Genomic DNA, 19,119 nt, shown 5'->3' on the forward strand with positions numbered 1-19,119 from the left:
CCAGGATATTCATTCAGCCAGATCGGCTTTTAACTGCGGTTCGGAGCGTTCCCACATTTCCTGATTATGAGTTTGCAAAAAGTCCTTCAGCACTTTTTTCGAGCGGGCATCCATGTGATCCACAATAATTTGTCTTTTTAATGATTTATCCATGCGGTTGACATGCTCAGGAAGTGATTTGTACCCGCGGCGGGCTTCTCGGTTCACGGTCATTTCACACGCAGTCACTCCAGCATAGAAAGGCCCTTCCTCGCGGCGGTCCACCGTCACCCAAACGAGCCAGTAAGGCTTAGCCCCCTCCGGCACTTCGTCTTTATTCGGAAGAAACTTAATGCCTTTTTCCACTGCGCTGCGGGCATGCATAGCCCCGATGTCGATAAAGGCGTTCTCCTCCTCGACATCAATCAGAACGGGCGACACATTTTCCAAGCTGAGCGAGCCTTTGCCAAAGCCTTTATGACCGTCTGTCGGATCGTTTTTGATAATGTTAAAGCCTATCTTTTTCTTCTTTTCCATGACGGACTCCTCCTACTTTATTGATTTAGCTAAATAGGGAAAAAATCGAGCCAAACCCTTGCAGCAATGCCGGCAGGGCAAAGCTGAAGATCGGCTGGATAATGAATTGATTCAAAGGCGTAATTACAATAACCAGAAAAATCAGCGTGCCATATTGTTCATACTGCGTTAGTTTCATTCTTGCGGCCGGTGAGACAACATCTTCAATAATCCGGTAGCCATCAAGCGGCGGAAACGGCAATAAGTTAAAGACAAACAGCACTAAATTCAGCCAGATCATCATATTCAGCAAATCCACAAAAAACATCGGAATATTGAACCCGGCGGCAAAATACAGCACGGCATAAGCGACAGCCGCAATTAAAAAATTACTCAGCGGACCAGCGAGGGACACCAATATGCCGGCAAGACGGGGATTTTCAAAATTCCGCCGGTCCACAGGAACAGGACGGGCCCAGCCAATGCCGGCAAGCAAAATGAAAATGGTTCCGATCGGATCGAGATGCTGCACGGGATTTAAGGTCAGCCGCCCCTGCTCCTTTGCTGTGCGGTCCCCAAACTTATAAGCCACATACGCATGAGCAAATTCATGCAATGTGAACGCCACAAGCAGCGATATGATCACAAACGGCAATTCTTCTAAAGAAAAGGCTAAAAATCTTTCCAAATGACAGTCTCCTTTTTTTCGTTAATTATATTGATCCCGCATGCAGGGTGCCTTTATCTCCCCTTCAAGAAGAAAGCGGAAAACCAAAAGCTGCAAACGCCTCAGCAGCGGGGATGAAAGCAAAACCACTGTTTGAAGGCTCACTTTATTGTACATGATTCTTTCGCTCAATTTCTAATATTTCCTTCTCTTCTTGTATTGCCTGTCCGAAGCGGAAAGCTTACAATTTAATTGTAGCTTGATGGATCAGTACAGAAAAGGAGCGAGAACGAGATGCCATATGTAACAGTGAAAATGCTTGAGGGCCGCACAGAAGAACAGAAGAAAGCCCTTGCGGAAAAAGTGACTGCCGCAGTTAGCGAAACAACAGGCGCACCTGTTGAAAACGTCGTTGTTTTTATCGAGGAAATGTCCAAAAATCATTATGCGGTTGCTGGGAAACGTTTAAGCGATAAAGAATAATCCGAACCAAAAAACTCGCCGGCGGGCGAGTTTTTTACTGCAGTGTTCTCAGCTGTTCAATATATTGATAAGCTTTGTCAATTTCCTCTTCTGTGTAGCCTTGCTTTCTCTTTAGCGTATAGATCTTCTCAGCTACTTCTTCTCTTGAAAGCTCATCGAAATAAAGAACCGTCGACACCAATTCCAGAAAGCGGGCGCTTTGGCTGTTCATCTCCGTCACAATTTCTTTCAAGCGAGGCATGTCCACTTCAGAATGCCGCAAAAAGGCCTCACCCTCTTCTGTAACCGTATAGCGGTACTGATAATAGCCGCCCTTCTTCTCCCGCACTTCATGAACGAATCCCATGTTGCAAAGTTCCTCCACCCGCAAAGTTAACTCCTCAGAATAAGGGCCATAGAAATGAAACTCAAATTTCTCTTGGAACGGAAATGAAATCTTCTTGGCAATATAGATCATTTTTTGCAGCTTCTTTCTGCCCACCACTTCTCCGCAGGCGGCAAACGCCCCCATCAATTTCGCGTGCTCTTTTAACAAAACAACTCAACTCCCACTTTATCATTCCCAGCATTATATTTCTAATATTGAGCGAATTTGTCGCTTAATATTGCGTTTGGATGACTCATCATACAGCGTGTCGGCGGGAAAATATAATTTATGGTCCGTACGTCTTTTCCCAGAAATAGCGTCCACAATATCCGATTCGCGTGAAATCTCTCGAAGCTCATTGTTTTTCATTAATAAATAAATCGGCAGCCGCTCTTCTTCTTCCCCCGGACGGTAAAAATCATACGGCAAATCAGAGGAAGAATCGTAAACTAAATAGTATTCCGGATCGATCCCTGCTTTTTTGAACAGCCCCTCCAGCTCGCTGTGCTTACGGTATTCTTTGGCCGGATCAAATTCGATATATTTAAACAAATCCCGATTCACAAAGCGGCGGCATAAATCCCGCAATATAGGATCGTCCTCTTCCTGCCATACTTGAAAATAGTAAAGCATGATTGCTTCATCAAGCTTTAGATAATCTTCCAGTGTATATTCTCCTTGAAAAATAGAATAAAAGTGAAGCGGCTTATATTTGAAGGCATATTCTTGGCTCGCCAAAGCCTTCGCACGGTGCAGGATCTTCGTCAGCAGCACTTCAGCACTCCGCGTCACTGGGTGAAAATATACTTGCCAATACATCTGATAGCGGCTCATGATATAATCTTCCACCGCATGCATCCCGCTTCGTTTAAACACAACTTGATCTTCGCGCGGGCGCATAACGCGGAGAATCCTCTCCATGTCAAAATGACCGTAGCTGACGCCTGTGAAATAAGCATCACGCTGTAAATAATCCATTCGGTCAGCGTCAATCTGACTGGATATCAAGCTGATGACCAGCTTATTTTCATGCGTTTTGCCAATCACCTCCGCTACTTGCTTAGGAAAATCCGGATCGACCTTCCGCAGTACCGCATTCACTTCCGTATCTCCCAAAATGATCCTTTTTGTAAATTCTTCATGATCTAATTGAAACACTTTTTCAAAAGAATGGGAAAACGGCCCATGTCCAACATCATGAAGCAAAGCAGCGCATAAGGAAAGCAGCCGGTCCTCAACATTCCATTCCGAACGCCCGGCAAATACATCATCGACAATCCTTCGAACAATTTCATACACGCCGAGCGAATGATTAAAACGGCTGTGCTCCGCTCCGTGAAATGTCAAAAAGGTCGTGCCCAATTGACGTATCCGGCGCAAGCGCTGAAATTCCTTCGTCCCAATCAAGTCCCAAATAACCAGATCGCGGACATGGACATATCGATGAACAGGGTCTTTAAACACTTTTTCTTCTTGCAACCTTCTATTTGAATATTCCATTGCCATTCAGTACCCCCATTCATGCTTCGTTATGCTTTTATTATAGCGAAAACTGGGCGAATTGACGGAATAAATCGCGACAATCTCCAGCGCCCGCCTCCTTTTCATGAAATGCACCTTCAAGCCGCGGTCATCCCCCAAGAATAAAGGCTGACAGCGAAGCGGGAGTCTCACGGCAGCTTGCACGCGGGATAAAAAAGCGGGCATTCCCAATTTTCCTGAGATAAAGAGAAGAATCAATCGGGCTTTTGCATATAGTGAGAATAAGAGAACCATTCCTTGCTCAACGGAATGATTCTTTTCTGGAGGGTCACAAATAAAAAATCACCTCATCCAAAGCGAACGGTTAGGTGATTTCCATTTATTTTTTTAACTTTTTCTTTATTTTTTCAATCAGCTCTTCCTCTGTCAGCGCAGCCACCGGCCGATTATTGACAAAAGCAAATGTTTTTTTGCGTCCAGGTCCGCAATAAGACTGGCAGGCGATCTCCACGCTGGCATCTGGATCAAGCTCCTTCAGCTTTGGCAGCAGAGTTTTCAAGTTAACAGCCTGGCAATCATCGCAAACCCGAAATTCGTTTGCCATTTATATACAAATCCCTTCTGTTTTAACTTCAAACTAAACGGTATTTTACCTCTAATGCGCCGGGTTTGCAAGCATCTTAACTGACAAAACCAAGCGATGATGACGGCTAAAACAGTAAACTAGCAGAATAAAATTATTTTTTAATATTGGTATAAATTTAATGAAAATTGCTCATCCTGTCAGTAATACCATTTTTAAAGAGGAGATGATATCAGTGAAAAATAGACAAGATGCTTGGTCAGAGGAAGATGATCTTTTTCTGGCTGAAACCGTGCTGCGCCATGTCCGCGAAGGAAGCACGCAGCTGAATGCTTTTGAGGAAGTGGGCGATAAATTAAACCGGACTTCTGCCGCTTGCGGCTTTCGCTGGAATGCGGTCGTCCGCCATCAATATGAAAAGGCGCTCGCGCTCGCAAAAAAACAACGGAAGCAGCGAAACCGGCTGCTGGGCAAAGAACATGGCGGCAAGAAAAAGTTGCTGTACCAGCCGCCGACTCCTTCCATTGAAGAAGTCGAGGCGATGTCGCTGCCGCTGGGCAACGATGTGGAAATCGCTTTAGAGGAAGTGCCAGCTACTATTCCACTAAACCCAGAGGCCAACAGCACAAGCGGAATGACAATGGAAAAGGTCATCGCCTATCTGCAAACTCTAACAGGCGCCTCCTACCAAACAGACCGCTTAAAACAAGAGAATGCAAGATTAAAGCGCGAACTGGAAGAAGCCTCTAAAGAAAAAGAAAAACTGGAAGAAAAAATCAAACAACTCGAACAAAATTCAGAAACCATGCAAGAAGACTATGAAACACTAATGAAAATTATGAACCGAGCCAGAAAACTCATCCTATTCGATGAAGAAGAACAAAACTCCACCGCCTTCAAAATGGACCGAAACGGCAACCTAGAAAAAATGGCAGAATAAACCGAAATGCGGAAGGCGCTCGCCCAGCGGCGACCAGCACAAGATCAGCTGACTGCAAGGTTGTTCTTGAACCTTGAAGACAGATGAGCTTGTGACCTCGAGCCGCTAGCGCCTGCAGCTGGATCACGAAATGCGGAAGGGCCTCGTCCTGCCCCGACCGGCACAAGACAGAACGCATAGAAAGGTGTTCTTTACCTTTCTCGGCGGGCTGGCTTGTGACCCGAGGGGCTAGGCCCTGCAGCTGAACAAAAGAAATGCGGAGCCGACTGCCCTGGGGCGACAAGCAGATGAACGGCAGACAAAATGGCGTTCTTTTGCCATGCAGTCTGACGGGCATCTGACCTCGAGCCCCAAGGAGGCGAAGCTGGACAACAACGAAATGCGGAAGGCGCTCGCCCAGCGGCGACCAGCATAAGACAGAACGCCGAAGTGGCGCTCTTTGCCACACAGGCGCGACGGCTTGTGACCGAGATTCTGGCCACCATCCTATTGCCAAGTCAGGCTGCCGAAAATTCGGCAGCCTGTTGAATATTATGAATGCATGGACAGTGCTTTACAATTTCGTTCCTTGATCCGCTGCAGATATCCTTGGTACAGCTCCAATTCTTCCGCTTGCAGCGAGCTGGCAAACAAGCGTCCGCTGCATGCCTTCAAGGCGGTCAGAAAACGAAGCATGACGTCTTGAATCGTGAACTCCTGACCTAGCAACTCGGATAAAGAAGCCATTACTTCCGGCTGGATGCTCGGGTAATCCCACTTCGTTATCTCCGATTTTTTACCTGCTTGGTAAAAACGGCGGATTAATTCGGCGCGGCCGCTTCCGCTTCCGCTGACACACAAATAAATTTGCACGGCCACCCCGCGGCGAATGCGGCGCTGGGAAATCCCGGCGAACTTTTTGCCGCCAATGCTTAAATCATAGCTTCCCGGGCAATAAGATCCCACTACTTCAAAGGCTTGGATCTGATCGGCCCACTCTGCAAACATCCGTTTAATCAATGTGAGCATCGCTTCATAACCGCGGTCAATATCGATGCCTTTTTCCGTATCAGGAAAAATCAGCGATAAATTAAGCACCCCTTCATCCAGCACAACAGCCAATCCTCCGGAGTTGCGGACAATCACTCGATATCCCGCTTCTTTAAGCACTTGTATGCCCTCATTTATATACGGAAGCTTAGTGTCTTGAATTCCCAGTACAACCGTTTCATGATGAACCCACGCTCTGGCGGTGGCAGGACTGCAGCCTGCGCCGACAGACGTGCACAGCGTATCATCATAAGCAAATGATTGCAGGGCATCAAACATGGGCCCCAAGCTTGACTGGTCAATTAACCGCCATTCCTCTTGCTGCAGCAATTCTTCATTCTTTCGCATCTCTTGTTTCCCCTTCTTGCTGTAAGAAGCTGTCTCTCAAATTTGACCGGGGAACAGCCGCTGACCGTTCCTTTAAAAAAAATGCTTCCTGTCTGGTCTTTTTCCCTATTATACCGGATTTCAACATTTAACTCAGTGACTGCGCCGCTGTAATAAGGGCGAGCTTGTAGACATCCTCTTCATTGCATCCGCGGGACAAGTCATTGACAGGCGCATTCAAGCCTTGCAGGATCGGACCGACCGCTTCAAAGTTACCCAGCCGCTGCGCCATTTTATAGCCGATATTCCCCGCTTCCAAGCTTGGAAAGATAAAGACAGTGGCATCCCCTTGAATTTCTGAATCAGGAGCTTTTTTCTTAGCAACGGACGGGACAAAGGCCGCATCAAATTGCAGCTCTCCGTCAATTGCTAAGATCGGCGCCTGCTTTTTGGCCAGGCGCACAGCCTCCGCTACCTTTTCCGTTTCCGGAGATTGCGCCGAGCCCTTTGTTGAAAAGCTGAGCATGGCGATTCGTACCGGAATATTAAACATTTCTGCCGTTCTGGCACTTTCAATCGCCATTTCGGCCAGATCGCTGCTGCTTGGAGAAATATTAATCGCACAATCGGCAAACACGTATTTTTCCTCGCCGCGGACCATGATAAAGACGCCCGAAGTTTTCTTCACACCCGGCTTGGTTTTAATAATTTGCAGCGCGGGGCGAACAGTGTCTGCGGTGGAGTGGGCTGCTCCGCTGACAAGCCCCTGAGCCGTTCCGTTATAAACGAGCATTGTGCCAAAATAATTTTCATCCAGCAGGATTTCGCGCGCTTGCTCCTCCGTCACTTTTCCTTTTCGGCGCTCCACAAAAGCTTGAACCAGTTCTTCCTTTCGGGAATAGTTCTTCGGATCGGCAATCTCCATTCCCTTCAGAGAAACAGACAATTCCGCTGCCCTTACTTTCACTTCCTGTTCATGGCCGATCAGAATCGGAGTCAGCAATTTCTCAGCCGCTAACCGTTCTGCCGCCTTTAAAATTCGCTCATCTTGACCCTCCGGAAATACAATTCTGATTTCCTGTCCGATCACCTTATCTTTTAAACCAGAAAATAAATCGCTCATCACATGTCCTCCTTTGCCTCTTTAATTTCAGCATACCTTTCTGCGGAAAGAATTCAAGAAAAATGTAAAATTTCCTTCTTCATTATAACGCATGATTGAAAGCGTCTCCTTCGGTTTGCCAAGGAAACTATGTTATATTTGTAAGTGAAAATACAATACATAGGAGTGAATACAATGAGCGAAGCAGCAAAAACACTTGAAGGCTGGTATTGTCTGCATGATTTTCGCCTCATCGACTGGACCACTTGGAAGATGCTCTCCAGCGATGAGCGCCAAGCCGCGATTCATGAATACCAACAATTTTTAAACAAGCTGAATCAAGTGCATGAAGCCAAGGAAGGCAGCCATGCATTTTACAGCGTGACCGGTCAAAAAGCGGACTTCATGCTCATGATCCTTCGCCCAACGATGGAAGAGCTCAATGCTGTCGAGACGGAATTTAACAAGTTAAAAATAGCTGATTATACGATTCCAAGCTATTCCTACGTTTCGGTTGTTGAATTGAGCAATTACTTATCTTCTGATGAGGACCCGTACCAAAATCCGCAAATTCGTGCCCGCTTGTATCCTGAGCTTCCCCGAGCAAATTATATTTGCTTCTATCCAATGGATAAGCGCCGCCAAGGTGAAGACAACTGGTACATGCTCCCAATGAAAGAGCGCGGCGCGTTAATGCGCAGCCACGGAATGATTGGCCGCAAATACGCCGGCCTCGTAAAGCAAGTCATCACCGGTTCTGTCGGATTTGACGATTACGAATGGGGCGTGACTTTATTCGCTGATGACGTCCTTCAATTTAAAAAGCTAGTATACGAAATGCGCTTTGATGAGGTCAGCGCCCGCTATGGCGAATTCGGTTCCTTCTTCGTCGGCCACCTGCTCGATGGCGATAAGTTCGAACAGATGCTGCAGGTCAACTAATACTTTGAACTTCCAGGCTGATCCCTGTTTATGGGGTCAGTCTTTTTTCATGGCTTCAAATCACGCAGTCTGAAAGCCATTTCCTGACTCCCTGTTTCGGTCTTTTTTCATTGATGTCTGCGATCATTTCATCCCTCCTGTAAGATGCCGCAAGACTTCCCCTTTAAGAAAGGATCCGAGAACCAGCGTTCTATGCGAAGATTCTCCGGCACGCCGCTGGTGACAAAGGCACTGCAGCAGGGCATTGCGATAGCAGCCTTGGTTCTTCTTTTCATCAGCAAGAAGGAAAAGATCCCTGCCGTTTGAAGATTCACTTTATTTTGCATGCATGAAATGCCAGGTTGAACAATACATATTAATTGAAAAGCGGTTAGATAAAGCGAGGTGGGAATTTGGGAGTTGTTCCTTACAATGAAGAGGATGTGAAGCTATTAGCCCGGTTAATGAGAGCAGAAGCGGAAGGCGAAGGTCCTTTGGGGATGCTGATGGTCGGCAATGTCGGCGTCAACCGCACGCGCGCCGATTGCCTTGATTTTAAAGATATCCGCACAATCCGTGCCATGGTATTTCAACGGCCTGGAGGATTTGAAGCCACCATAAAGGGATACTTCTACCAGCGCGCCAGACAAAAAGATATCAACCTTGCGCGTAAAACCATTAAGGGCGGCCGCTATCATCCAGCCTCGTATTCGTTATGGTTCTTCAAGCCTACGGGGAGCTGCCCGGCACAATGGTTCAGTCAAAACAACACCGGCCGATTCAAGTCGCATTGTTTCTTTGCCCCAACGTATTCAGCCTGTCCAAGTGTCTATTAATAAACTAAAGGAGGATTTTCATGAAGCAACCATCTGCTACACCATATATGTATAGCATGCCGGCTACTTATCAGCAAAATCCAATGTATATGTACCCATCTGGAACTACCCTTCCTGCTGCAGGAGGAACTCCTGCACCTGCTGCCGGACAAACCGTGCCAGGCATGCTGCCGACAGAAGAGTCTTATATTGAAAATATATTGAGACTAAACCGCGGAAAAGTCGCCACCGTCTATATGACGTTCGAAAATAACCGCGAGTGGAACGCTAAGATCTTCAAAGGAGTGATTGAAGCCGCCGGCCGCGATCACTTAGTACTGAGCGATCCGCAAACAGGCCGCCGCTACTTGCTGCCGATGGTTTACTTAGATTACATTACGTTTGACGAAGAAATTGAATATCAATACCCATTCGGCGGCGGGCAAATGGCTACTTACCCGCCGCGATGAAGCCCGACCAATCAGCAAAAGAGGCGCATCCCTTCGGATCGCCTCTTTTTTTTGTCATGACAGTTTCAGCACAGCAAGAACAAGCAGCACCCAACCGGCTAAAAAAGCCACGCCGCCGAGTGGAGTAATTGCGCCAAGAACGCTGATTTGTGTCAATGTCAAGATATACAAGCTGCCGGAGAATAAAATAATCCCAATCAGCATCAGCCAGCCGGACCACGTAAGAAAGGCGCTGGCGGGAATTTGCCCCATAAGCAGCCCCACAATCATAAGACCGGCGGCATGAAACATTTGGTACTGCACGCCTGTTTTCCAAATATCCAGATATTTAGGCGCGACCTTTCCCTCCAGTCCATGAGCGCCAAATGCTCCTAACGCAACTGATAAAAAGGCGTTGATTGCGCCAATAATGATAAATGTTTTCATTTTATCCCTCCTTAAAAATCAAAGATCGACTCCCCATTTGCTCCGTCATCTGTTGTCAGCTTCTTACCTCCCTGATGGATGGTTGGCTGCTGGACTTGACTGCCGGGAACGGGAGCAGCGGCGCCTCTTCCCTCTTCGGACGCTTCAAGCATCACTTCACACAGCGCTTTCATCGTATGTATATGCCGTTTGATGGCATCGCTTGTTTCAGCCTGCCGCGCCTGTCGAATTTCCTTTTCAATTCTATCCAGCACAGATTGATGCGAAATATCCATTTCTTGCACCTCCCATCAAGGCGTAATTGCTTTCTCAAAATGCGTTAAATCTTCCTCAGCACCAAACACTATTATTTTATCATGCACCTGCAGTTTTTCCTCTGATTTTGGTGTGCCCAGCATTTCATTCCCCCGGAGAATGGCTACAATGGTCACGCTGTATTGATTGCGGATATCTGTTTCTTTAAGGGAACGGCCTGCAAATGGGGAGCCGGGCTGGATCGAAATTTCTTCAATATTGTATTCATGGTGGCCGGCTGAAAGCACGCGATCCATGTACTCGACACTGAGCGGCTTCAAAATCGACATAACCATCTGCTTGCCGCCGATGGAGGATGGATTGATGACTTTCATGGCTCCGGCCATTCTTAACTTCGCGGCTGTCTCATCCCGTTCCGCCCTGGAGACAATCGTTAGCTGAGGGTTGAGCCCTTTCGCCGTCAGCGTAATAAACACGTTATCTGCATCGCTCGGCAAGGTCGCCACAAGCGCGGATGCCCGTTCAATGCCCGCCGACTTTAAGACCTGATCCTCCGTCGCATCTCCATGAATACAGCATTCATCAGGCTTTAACAAGCGCCGCAAAAGCTCCTCATCCCGGTCAATAAAAACAGCTTGGATATCTTGCTTCTCCCTTACATGCGCTAGCACTTGTTCTCCCACTCTTCCAAGCCCGCATACAATAATATGCTGCTGCAAACGCCCCAATTTCTTATTCATTTTCCTCGCCCTCACTGATGTAGAAAATTCCCCCTCGACCACGAGGGAAGCAATAGCCCCGATTGCATAGGATACAATTCCTACACTGACCGGAATAATAATTAAAGCAAACACTTTCCCTTCCTGCGTGACAGGAATGGTGTCTCCGTACCCGACTGTGAGCACCGTAATCACCGTCAGCCACAGGGCATCAAACAAGCTCAAATGCTCAAAAATCATAAAGCCGATCGTACCGATAATATTCATCAATATCATCGCAGCGATACTATTAAACAAATGTTTATAACGCTTTCTCAGACTTGTTGGCATCTTCTGGAACCTTCTTTTATTTTTTTACCTTCTTGGGGGCAAAATGATAGCATGGGTTGCCGGAAGCTTGTTGCACAACAGCCGACGGCAGCTGCTTCGTCTTGAATCGATGCGCTCGGCACCCGCGCGGATTTCTTTGATCCCATGTAACAAAAAAGTGCCGGCACTGAAAACAATTTACTTTCTCCATCTTTCTCCTCTCCGTTTATTGAATTTGTCGATGTTCCACGTGAAACAAGGAAAAAAGTCGAGATTTAACGATCAGGGATGCGCCAATCAATCGGTTCTTCATTCAGTTCACACAAGTATTCATTCACCTGAGAAAAAGGCCGGCTCCCAAAGAATCCCCTGCTTGCGGAAAGCGGGCTCGGATGCGGGGATGTAATAATGCGGTGCTTTCGCTGATCAATGAGCGCCAGCTTGCTTTGGGCAGGCCGTCCCCAAAGAACAAACACGACCGGTTTATCCCGTTTATTTATTAACGAAATTATACGGTCCGTAAACGGCTCCCAGCCTTTTCCCCGATGAGAATGGGCTTCTCCCTGACGGACAGTCAGCACTGTATTTAATAATAGCACCCCTTGCTGCGCCCAAGGAACCAAATAGCCGTTATTAGGAATGTCCATCCCAAGATCATGCTTTCTCTCTTTAAAAATATTTCTTAAAGATGGCGGGAGCGGCACTTCCGGCTTAACAGAAAAGCTCAGCCCGTGAGCCTGTCCCGGTCCGTGGTAAGGGTCCTGGCCGAGAATGACCACCTTTACCTCTCCGTAGGGCGTGTAATGCAGCGCGTTGAAAATGTCATGCATATCCGGGTAAATCACTCTTGTTGCATATTCTTTTTTTAAAAACTCACGAAGCTGCAAATAATAAGGCTTTTTAAATTCTTCATGAAGCAGCTGATGCCAATCATTTTTCAAAATTTGTTTCTCCAAAGTATCCTCTCCCTTATTTTGATATCGTCACGTTTGCCTGATAATCCAGCTGTTGAAAAAACTGCTCCAAGGATTGTACAGCATTTTGCTCAGCACGCTGCAGCAGCCCCTGCTTCACCGCTTCTTTCTTTATGAGCTTTTTCGCTTCCTCCGCCAGTTCATATCCCTCCTCCCAATCCACTTCTTCACGAAACAGCCCTTCAATAGAAAAGGTTTTAACTTGGCCGGTTTCTAAAACAGGATCCTGCAGAATTTCCGCCTTGGGAATCGAAATACGGATCGTTTTGTTCTTTTCATTTACTTGGACATCCTCTTTCCCTACTTTGCTTAAATCTACTCCTGCCATCACTTTTCCGGGAATAATCAATAGAATTTTTCTTTTCGTTCCAGGGACGTCCACCCCGATTTTCTTGCCAAAGATCTCATTATCCTCTTGCTCGATTACCGCCTTTGAATAGGCTTCAGCCGTAGCCAGAGAATTCAAATCTTTAATTTGTTCAATAAAAGCACCGGATTGATGCTGCCCTTCGCCTGAATAAAAGGAGCTGAAACCGATGATGCCAAGCAGAATCACAGCCAATAACAAAAACATCCGCCAACCGCGGGTCAGTCTTCCCGCTGTGTAAACGGGGGCTCTTCCTGCTGCTGCGGCAGCGGCTGTTCGCTGCTTTCCCGCTTTCAATTCCCGCAGCAGTGCTTCCATCTGCTCTAGCTTTTCTCTGTCTCGCTGGTCCATCTTATCTTCCTTTCTCTCTGTTTATTCCTATATATTTTACCAGTCTCTATGAGGCGCATCACTTGAAAAAACTTGTATTCACCGATTATCTTTTTTAGAATATGAGTACCTGCAGAATACAATTTCGATATTGAGATATGGGCAGATGGATACAATAGGAGGGCTTGACAACATGACAATGAAAAAAACTTTAACCATTGCGGGCTCCGACACAAGCGGCGGTGCCGGCATTCAAGCGGACTTAAAAACCTTTCAAGAACATGGCGTTTATGGGATGACCGCTTTAACGACGATTGTTACGATGGATCCCGATAACCATTGGAGCCACGGTGTTCACCCGCTATCCATTGATACGCTGGAAGCGCAGCTGAAAACAGCGATGTCCGTCGGCATTGACGCGATGAAAACAGGCATGCTCGCTACGGCAGAAATTATTGAGGTGGCGGGAAAACATATTAAAGCCAATGGATTGGACAAGGTTGTCATTGATCCGGTGATGGTATGCAAAGGGGAAGATGAAGTATTAAATCCCGAAGCGCCTGCAGCTATGCGCGAATTCCTGCTTCCGCTGGCGACCGTGATCACCCCAAATCTGTTTGAAGCCGGGCAATTATCCGGGGCCGGTCCGATCCGCACAGTCGATGATATGAAAGCGGCGGCCAAGCAGATCCACGACTTAGGGGCGAAGAATGTTGTCGTTAAAGGCGGAAAACAGCTGGAGCATGATAAAGCCATCGATGTGTTTTATGACGGGGCGGATTTCACTGTGCTAGAAGCGGAAAAAATCGCTACCACATACAACCATGGCGCTGGCTGCACATTTGCGGCAGCTATCACAGCCAACTTAGCTAACGGTCTTAGCGTTAAAGAATCCGTCGCCAATGCGAAGGCTTTTGCCAACGCGGCAATCCGCCACGGCTTTCGGTTAAACCAATACGTTGGCCCGGTGATGCATGGCGCTTTTAATAAAGTCAACGGCTAAGCTTAGCTTGACTGTCCGATGAACGGGCAGTCTCTTTTTTTCGCTTTCAGCGCTTTGTTTTAGTAAAATACTGAATATAGGCTGAGAGAGGAGGATGAATGTGGAGCCAATTATCGTACCGAAAGTTCAAGAAGTTATTAATCGCTTGGCTAATAAAGAAGTATATATTCATCTGGAAACTACGAATGGCGCATATGCCTCTCACTTAAATGAAAAGTTTTTTTCTGCGGGAGCATATATCCGCAATGCTCAAATAAAATTTGAACACGGGAAAATCGTCGGCGACGGCCCTTACCGTGTCGGATTAAAGCTGATGATTGGCTGGGTGTATGCGGAAGGCCTCACCCATTTCGGCTTTGATGAAAAAGGAAGACTGCTGCTCGCCGGCCATGATTTTGACGGAAAATTAGCTGTCGCCCTGCAGCTCGGCGAAAAGCCTTTTAACCACTAGAAGAGGTGAATACGACATGGTGATGGAAATAGAACAAGAACGGCAAGTGCTGGTTATTTTTCCGCATCCTGATGACGAGGCATTCGGCGTCTCCGGAACGATTGCCGCCCATACAAAGCGCGGCACACCGGTTACCTACGCCTGCCTGACGCTCGGAGAAATGGGCAGAAATCTTGGCAATCCCCCATTTGCGACTCGCGAATCGCTGCCAGACATCCGCAAAGCCGAGTTACTGGCATCGGCTGAAGCACTGAAGATTGATGACTTGCGCATGATGGGACTGCGCGACAAAACATTGGAGTTTGAGGATGATCATAAAATGGTCCGTCTCGTTTCTGATTTGCTGGACGAACTGAAGCCTTCTCTAGTGATCAGCTTCTATCCGGGCTTCTCCGTCCATCCGGACCATGAAGCGACCGCTCGGGCCGTCGTCCGCGCCATCCGACGCCTGCCGGAGAACGAGCGGCCAAAGCTCCACGCCGTTGCCTTCGCTAATAATACGGAAACCAAGCTTGGGGCTCCGGATATCATCTATGACGTAAGCGATACATTCGAGCAAAAGATGGCCTCCATGCGCGCCCATATCTCCCAAACGGTCTGGATGCTCAAAGAAATCGAAAAGCTTCTCAGCCAACATGATGAAGCGACCATTCAGCGGGTCAAATTCGAACGTTTCTGGAGCTACCGCTGGGACGAAGACAAAGTAAGCGATATCTAATCGAAAGCCCCAAACCCTTCATGGGTCTGGGGCTGCTTTTCAAGCGTTTTCTCCGGTTTTTCAATTTTTTCAGATTTCCTCACCTTTATCAGATCAATAAATTAAATAAGAACGGATCTTCATTGATTTCGATATACGGAAATCCCTTTTGGTTCATGCGATTGATGAGCGGGAAATAGTCTTCCTTATGGGTCAGTTCGATGCCGACAAGGACAGGGCCTTCATCGCGATTCGTGCGTTTCGTGTATTCAAAGCGGGTGACATCGTCCGTTTCTCCAAGAACCTCATGCAAAAATTCTCTTAGAGCGCCGGCCCGCTGCGGGAAGCTGATGATGAAGTAATGCTTAAGCCCTTCATGGATTAAGGAACGTTCTTTAATTTCCTGCATGCGGTCGATATCATTGTTGCCGCCGCTGATGACGCAAACGATGTTTTTTCCTTTGATTTCTTCCTTATAATAATCAAGAGCCGCGATGGGCAGAGCTCCGGCCGGTTCGGCTACGATGGCATTTTCATTGTACAGCTTCAAAATGGCGGTGCACACTTTGCCCTCAGGAACGATCACAATATCATCCAGCATATCCTTGCAAATATCCATCGTGATATGTCCAACCTGTTTAACGGCTGCACCATCGACAAAGGGGTCGATTTTTTCCAAAGATGTGACCTGGCTGTTAGCGATCGATGTTTTCATGCCGGGGGCTCCCTCCGGTTCCACGCCGATCATCTTTGTGCGGGCGCTAATGCTTTTAATATAAGAGCCGACACCGGCCGCCAAGCCGCCTCCTCCGATCGAACAAAAAACATAATCAATCGGATCGGACATATCATTCATGATTTCGACTCCAACGGTTCCTTGCCCGGCAATTGTCCGATAGTCATCGAAAGGATGAATAAATTCCATTCCTTCTTTTGTGCAGAATTCCATCGCTGCGACATACGAATCATCAAAGGTGTCTCCTGTCAGCACAATTTCGACATGCTTCCCCCCGAATAACCGCACTTGTGACACCTTTTGCCGGGGGGTCGTGGACGGCATAAAAATCGTGCCTTTAATATTTAATTCGTTGCAGGAAAAGGCGACTCCTTGCGCATGATTGCCGGCGCTTGCGCACACTACGCCTTTGGCTCGTTCTTCCTCGGACAGACTGTGAATGAAGTTATAGGCTCCGCGTAATTTAAATGAGCGGACAATCTGCAAATCCTCGCGTTTTAAATAAATATTGCAGCCGTAGCGGGCAGATAGCAGTTCATTTTTTTGAAGCGGCGTTTTTGCGGCTACGTCTTTTAATGTTTGATACGCCATCACAATGTCTTCTACTCTGACTTTCGTTAAAGCTTTACTCACATTATTCCCCTTCTTTATTCGAATTTTGAGAATTATTTTAACATACTAATGGCAGCTTTGGATAGGGACTCCTTGCAATTTGTTGAGAATCTCTTCTACCCTCGGCAGGGGGAATATCGCATGAGCGGAGCACCGGCCATTGCCTTGACCGGCGCGTTTCTCAAGCTTTTTTCCTTCGTTGGGGCCAAACAAGTCAAAGCTGCTTTTCGTTATGCATTGACAAACCGTTCAATGGCTGCTGCGACCCCATCCTCATCATTCACAGCCGTCTCGTATTTGCAAACTTTCTTGATTTCCGGCTCAGCATTTCCCATGGCCACTGAGTAGCCAACGCGCTCCAGCATGGAAATATCATTAAAATTATCGCCGATCGCCATCGTTTCCTGAAATGAAATCTCTCTTTCTTTAATGAATTTCTCCAAAGCAATGCCTTTTTGAGCTTCTTGGTGAGTGATTTCAATATTATGGCTTCCGGAGGAGCTAATCGCCAGGATTGGAGATTCGCTCAGCTTTGCTACCGCTTGCTGCAGCTTGCTCTCCTCATAGGAAAAAGCAATATATTTATTAATAGAGAAGACATCGCTCTCGATGATCTCGTCATAGCTATGTACCTGATGCAGAAGGCCTTTAGTGAAACGTTCCTTTGCCGCTTCGCGAATCTGTTCTTTTGGCACTTCGGAATGGGCGGAAAGGAAAATATTAACCATGATATCCAGCGCCTTGTCATAATCATCGGTGAACGTACCTTTATTCGTGTAAATTTCAAAATACAGGCCGATCTCTTTCAAGTGGCGATAGGCCTCGGCAGCTGTTTCTTTATCGATAAAAGCATTGTTCAATACTTTTCCGGATGCATCGCGCATTTCTGCGCCATTTACACAAATAATCGGACAATAGATCCCTGCCTCATCCAGCGCATAGCGCGCTTCTAAATAAGAGCGGCCGGTTGCCACCACGACCTCGATGCCTTTTTCCTGAGCCATTTTAATAGCCCGGCTATTGTTCTCACTCACCTCCATCTTCCCGTTTAACAATGTGCCGTCCATATCAGTTGCAATACATTTAATCATACTGTCACCTGCATCTTCCTATAATATATTGTCGCTTTCATTGTAGCATGATTGACTGATGTATTCCTTGATTATGATTAGCGCCGCCATGGTTCTATCTGACTTGATTTTTACCGCTGTTCTTCGCCTGATACAGCAGCTGATCCGCCTCCATGATGACCGCTTCCAGCGCCTTCGCCGTTTCAGGATAGGAGGCTGCGCCCACGGAAATCGTCGTATGAACCGCTTCCCCGTTCGGCAAGAAAAACGGGGTGCCGGCAATTTTCTGTCTGACCTCCTCGGCTACTTGAACCGCTTTTTTATGTCCGTATCCAGTAAGGATCATGCAAAATTCCTCTCCGCCATAACGATAGGCGGATATATTCATTGCTGATCGAGCGACATCTTCCATGCATTTGGCAATCATGCGGAGCAACTCATCCCCTGCTATATGGCCATACTGGTCATTGAATCGTTTAAAGTTATCGATGTCCAACATCAAAATGGAAAAAGGCTGAATGCAGCCCTTTCGATTGACGCTGAATAGATGGCGCAGTTCATAATCAAAGGAGCGGCGGTTTCGCAAACCGGTTAAATGGTCCGTTAACGACTTGTGCTGATTTTCAAAATAAGCAGAACCTACTTTAAACACCGTTTCGGTAATATGATAAATAAGGTAGCCTCCAATGACGGCTACGATCAGGCGGAACAGAACGATCCCCCAATAATTAGCGTCTTCTTGTAAATTGATCGATAGCGACCACCAAACAATGGCTTCTCCCGCAAGGTTCATAAACCAGAACTTCTTTTTTTGAGACCAAGAGGTACGTGCGGCCGCGATGCAAACGGCTCCGATCAGCAGCATATTGGCTGCCGCTACAAAAGCCTGCGAAGACGACTCAAATAATAAAATTCTCGCAGCTGCAATAATTACAGCTGATAAGCCTGCTGATAAGGTTTGGTTACTCTTATACTTACGTTTCTGCTTCGCTGCAATAATTACAGCTGATAAGCCTGCTGATAAGGGCCCCGCATAAATCGCGGCGATCACAGTAGCTAAGTGTCTCATATCCGTAAAGGTATATTCATCTAAACGGATCGACAAAAGCATCAGCTCACAGCCGAGCGCACCTGCTAGCACTCCCAATAACCATTTAGCCTTCAGTGAATGCAAGGACATTTTACTGATTAAAAAACCCGCTATATATAAGCAAAAAACAAGGACCGCTATATTTAAAAACAAGGGTTGAAGCAAAGTCGTTCCTCTCTCTCCATTAGGTTTTTTTTCATCATACAATACATTCTGCTAAAAGGTAATAAATGTTTTTATTTAACAATTATTCTTACATACTCTGTTCACCAAATTTTCAATAGTTTCCATTCTGATTGGATGTTTCTTATCTACTATATGATCAATAGTCGTTCATTATTTGAAAAACGTTTTATAGAATACTGCTATGCAGCGGATGTCACATCATGGTTTGAAAAC

Annotated in this window: 23 protein-coding genes; 8 read left to right on the plus strand and 15 right to left on the minus strand. The window is 46.7% G+C overall.

Features of this window, described 5'->3' with window-relative positions:
* Window positions 1–9: 9 nt before the first annotated feature.
* Both CEF20_RS13940 and CEF20_RS13945 read right to left on the minus strand, forming a co-directional pair.
* Window positions 10–516: a YwhD family protein gene (locus tag CEF20_RS13940; protein WP_100332511.1), complete on the minus strand. Its 507-nt coding sequence runs from the start codon at window positions 514–516 to the stop codon at window positions 10–12.
* A gap of 25 nt (window positions 517–541) precedes the next feature.
* Window positions 542–1,183 (minus strand): site-2 protease family protein, encoded by a 642-nt coding sequence (locus tag CEF20_RS13945; RefSeq protein WP_100332512.1) that lies wholly within the window; start codon window positions 1,181–1,183, stop codon window positions 542–544.
* Window positions 1,184–1,456: 273 nt separating this feature from the next.
* Here CEF20_RS13945 and CEF20_RS13950 point away from each other — a divergent pair, with 273 nt between their 5' ends.
* Window positions 1,457–1,645, plus strand: a complete 189-nt coding sequence (locus tag CEF20_RS13950) for a 2-hydroxymuconate tautomerase (RefSeq protein WP_100332513.1) — start codon at window positions 1,457–1,459, stop codon at window positions 1,643–1,645.
* A 34-nt stretch (window positions 1,646–1,679) separates the two neighbouring features.
* On the opposite strand, the gene CEF20_RS13955 is transcribed toward CEF20_RS13950, so the two are convergent.
* The 3 genes from CEF20_RS13955 to CEF20_RS13970 form a co-directional block, all read right to left on the minus strand.
* Window positions 1,680–2,180 (minus strand): YwgA family protein, encoded by a 501-nt coding sequence (locus CEF20_RS13955; RefSeq protein WP_100332514.1) that lies wholly within the window; start codon window positions 2,178–2,180, stop codon window positions 1,680–1,682.
* A gap of 33 nt (window positions 2,181–2,213) precedes the next feature.
* Window positions 2,214–3,512, minus strand: coding sequence for an HD domain-containing protein (locus tag CEF20_RS13960; protein ID WP_100332885.1), 1,299 nt, complete (start codon window positions 3,510–3,512; stop codon window positions 2,214–2,216).
* Window positions 3,513–3,873: 361 nt separating this feature from the next.
* On the minus strand, window positions 3,874–4,098 hold the full coding sequence (locus CEF20_RS13970) for a YuzB family protein (RefSeq protein ID WP_100332516.1): 225 nt from the start codon (window positions 4,096–4,098) through the stop codon (window positions 3,874–3,876).
* A 214-nt stretch (window positions 4,099–4,312) separates the two neighbouring features.
* Between CEF20_RS13970 and CEF20_RS13975 the strand changes: the two genes are divergently transcribed.
* Window positions 4,313–5,017, plus strand: a complete 705-nt coding sequence (locus CEF20_RS13975) for an RsfA family transcriptional regulator (protein ID WP_100332517.1) — start codon at window positions 4,313–4,315, stop codon at window positions 5,015–5,017.
* A 531-nt stretch (window positions 5,018–5,548) separates the two neighbouring features.
* Here CEF20_RS13975 and CEF20_RS13980 read toward each other — a convergent pair.
* Entirely contained in the window at window positions 5,549–6,394 is an 846-nt protein-coding gene (locus tag CEF20_RS13980; protein WP_100332518.1) for an octanoyl-[GcvH]:protein N-octanoyltransferase, read from the minus strand.
* Between the two features lie 127 nt (window positions 6,395–6,521).
* Entirely contained in the window at window positions 6,522–7,496 is a 975-nt protein-coding gene (gene pta / locus CEF20_RS13985; RefSeq protein ID WP_100332519.1) for a phosphate acetyltransferase, read from the minus strand.
* 174 nt (window positions 7,497–7,670) lie between these two features.
* Between pta and hemQ the strand changes: the two genes are divergently transcribed.
* From hemQ to gerQ, 3 genes are all read left to right on the plus strand, one after another.
* Window positions 7,671–8,417 (plus strand): hydrogen peroxide-dependent heme synthase, encoded by a 747-nt coding sequence (gene hemQ / locus CEF20_RS13990; RefSeq protein WP_100332520.1) that lies wholly within the window; start codon window positions 7,671–7,673, stop codon window positions 8,415–8,417.
* Window positions 8,418–8,809: 392 nt separating this feature from the next.
* Entirely contained in the window at window positions 8,810–9,232 is a 423-nt protein-coding gene (locus CEF20_RS14000) for a cell wall hydrolase (RefSeq protein ID WP_100332522.1), read from the plus strand.
* Between the two features lie 20 nt (window positions 9,233–9,252).
* Window positions 9,253–9,681, plus strand: coding sequence for a spore coat protein GerQ (gene gerQ, locus CEF20_RS14005; protein WP_100332523.1), 429 nt, complete (start codon window positions 9,253–9,255; stop codon window positions 9,679–9,681).
* Window positions 9,682–9,735: 54 nt separating this feature from the next.
* Here the strand turns inward: gerQ and CEF20_RS14010 are convergent, their stop codons facing one another.
* From CEF20_RS14010 to CEF20_RS14035, 5 genes are all read right to left on the minus strand, one after another.
* Window positions 9,736–10,107, minus strand: coding sequence for a DUF423 domain-containing protein (locus tag CEF20_RS14010; protein ID WP_100332524.1), 372 nt, complete (start codon window positions 10,105–10,107; stop codon window positions 9,736–9,738).
* 11 nt (window positions 10,108–10,118) lie between these two features.
* The gene (locus tag CEF20_RS14015; RefSeq protein ID WP_100332525.1) at window positions 10,119–10,382 is read right to left on the minus strand and encodes a YwdI family protein; all 264 of its coding nucleotides are present in this window, start codon (window positions 10,380–10,382) and stop codon (window positions 10,119–10,121) included.
* A gap of 15 nt (window positions 10,383–10,397) precedes the next feature.
* A complete protein-coding gene (locus CEF20_RS14020) occupies window positions 10,398–11,411 on the minus strand; it encodes a potassium channel family protein (RefSeq protein WP_232713542.1) in 1,014 nt (337 codons plus the stop codon).
* A gap of 254 nt (window positions 11,412–11,665) precedes the next feature.
* Window positions 11,666–12,346 carry a uracil-DNA glycosylase gene (locus CEF20_RS14030; protein WP_100332527.1) on the minus strand — a complete coding sequence of 227 codons (681 nt, stop codon included), beginning with the start codon at window positions 12,344–12,346 and terminating at the stop codon, window positions 11,666–11,668.
* A 13-nt stretch (window positions 12,347–12,359) separates the two neighbouring features.
* Window positions 12,360–13,082, minus strand: coding sequence for a DUF4230 domain-containing protein (locus CEF20_RS14035; protein ID WP_100332528.1), 723 nt, complete (start codon window positions 13,080–13,082; stop codon window positions 12,360–12,362).
* A 172-nt stretch (window positions 13,083–13,254) separates the two neighbouring features.
* Between CEF20_RS14035 and pdxK the strand changes: the two genes are divergently transcribed.
* From pdxK to bshB2, 3 genes are all read left to right on the plus strand, one after another.
* Window positions 13,255–14,064 carry a pyridoxine/pyridoxal/pyridoxamine kinase gene (gene pdxK / locus CEF20_RS14040; protein WP_100332529.1) on the plus strand — a complete coding sequence of 270 codons (810 nt, stop codon included), beginning with the start codon at window positions 13,255–13,257 and terminating at the stop codon, window positions 14,062–14,064.
* A gap of 94 nt (window positions 14,065–14,158) precedes the next feature.
* On the plus strand, window positions 14,159–14,515 hold the full coding sequence (locus tag CEF20_RS14045; RefSeq protein ID WP_198508537.1) for a YojF family protein: 357 nt from the start codon (window positions 14,159–14,161) through the stop codon (window positions 14,513–14,515).
* A 22-nt stretch (window positions 14,516–14,537) separates the two neighbouring features.
* Window positions 14,538–15,233: a bacillithiol biosynthesis deacetylase BshB2 gene (bshB2, locus tag CEF20_RS14050; protein WP_100332887.1), complete on the plus strand. Its 696-nt coding sequence runs from the start codon at window positions 14,538–14,540 to the stop codon at window positions 15,231–15,233.
* Between the two features lie 88 nt (window positions 15,234–15,321).
* Here the strand turns inward: bshB2 and ilvA are convergent, their stop codons facing one another.
* From ilvA to CEF20_RS14065, 3 genes are all read right to left on the minus strand, one after another.
* On the minus strand, window positions 15,322–16,581 hold the full coding sequence (ilvA, locus tag CEF20_RS14055) for a threonine ammonia-lyase IlvA (RefSeq protein WP_100332531.1): 1,260 nt from the start codon (window positions 16,579–16,581) through the stop codon (window positions 15,322–15,324).
* A 209-nt stretch (window positions 16,582–16,790) separates the two neighbouring features.
* Complete coding sequence (locus CEF20_RS14060; protein WP_100332532.1) at window positions 16,791–17,651, minus strand: Cof-type HAD-IIB family hydrolase; 861 nt, start codon at window positions 17,649–17,651, stop codon at window positions 16,791–16,793.
* A gap of 94 nt (window positions 17,652–17,745) precedes the next feature.
* On the minus strand, window positions 17,746–18,810 hold the full coding sequence (locus CEF20_RS14065) for a GGDEF domain-containing protein (RefSeq protein WP_232713543.1): 1,065 nt from the start codon (window positions 18,808–18,810) through the stop codon (window positions 17,746–17,748).
* Window positions 18,811–19,119: the final 309 nt, after the last annotated feature.

The organism is Bacillus xiapuensis, from assembly GCF_002797355.1.
Lineage (GTDB): Bacteria > Bacillota > Bacilli > Bacillales > Domibacillaceae > Bacillus_CE > Bacillus_CE xiapuensis.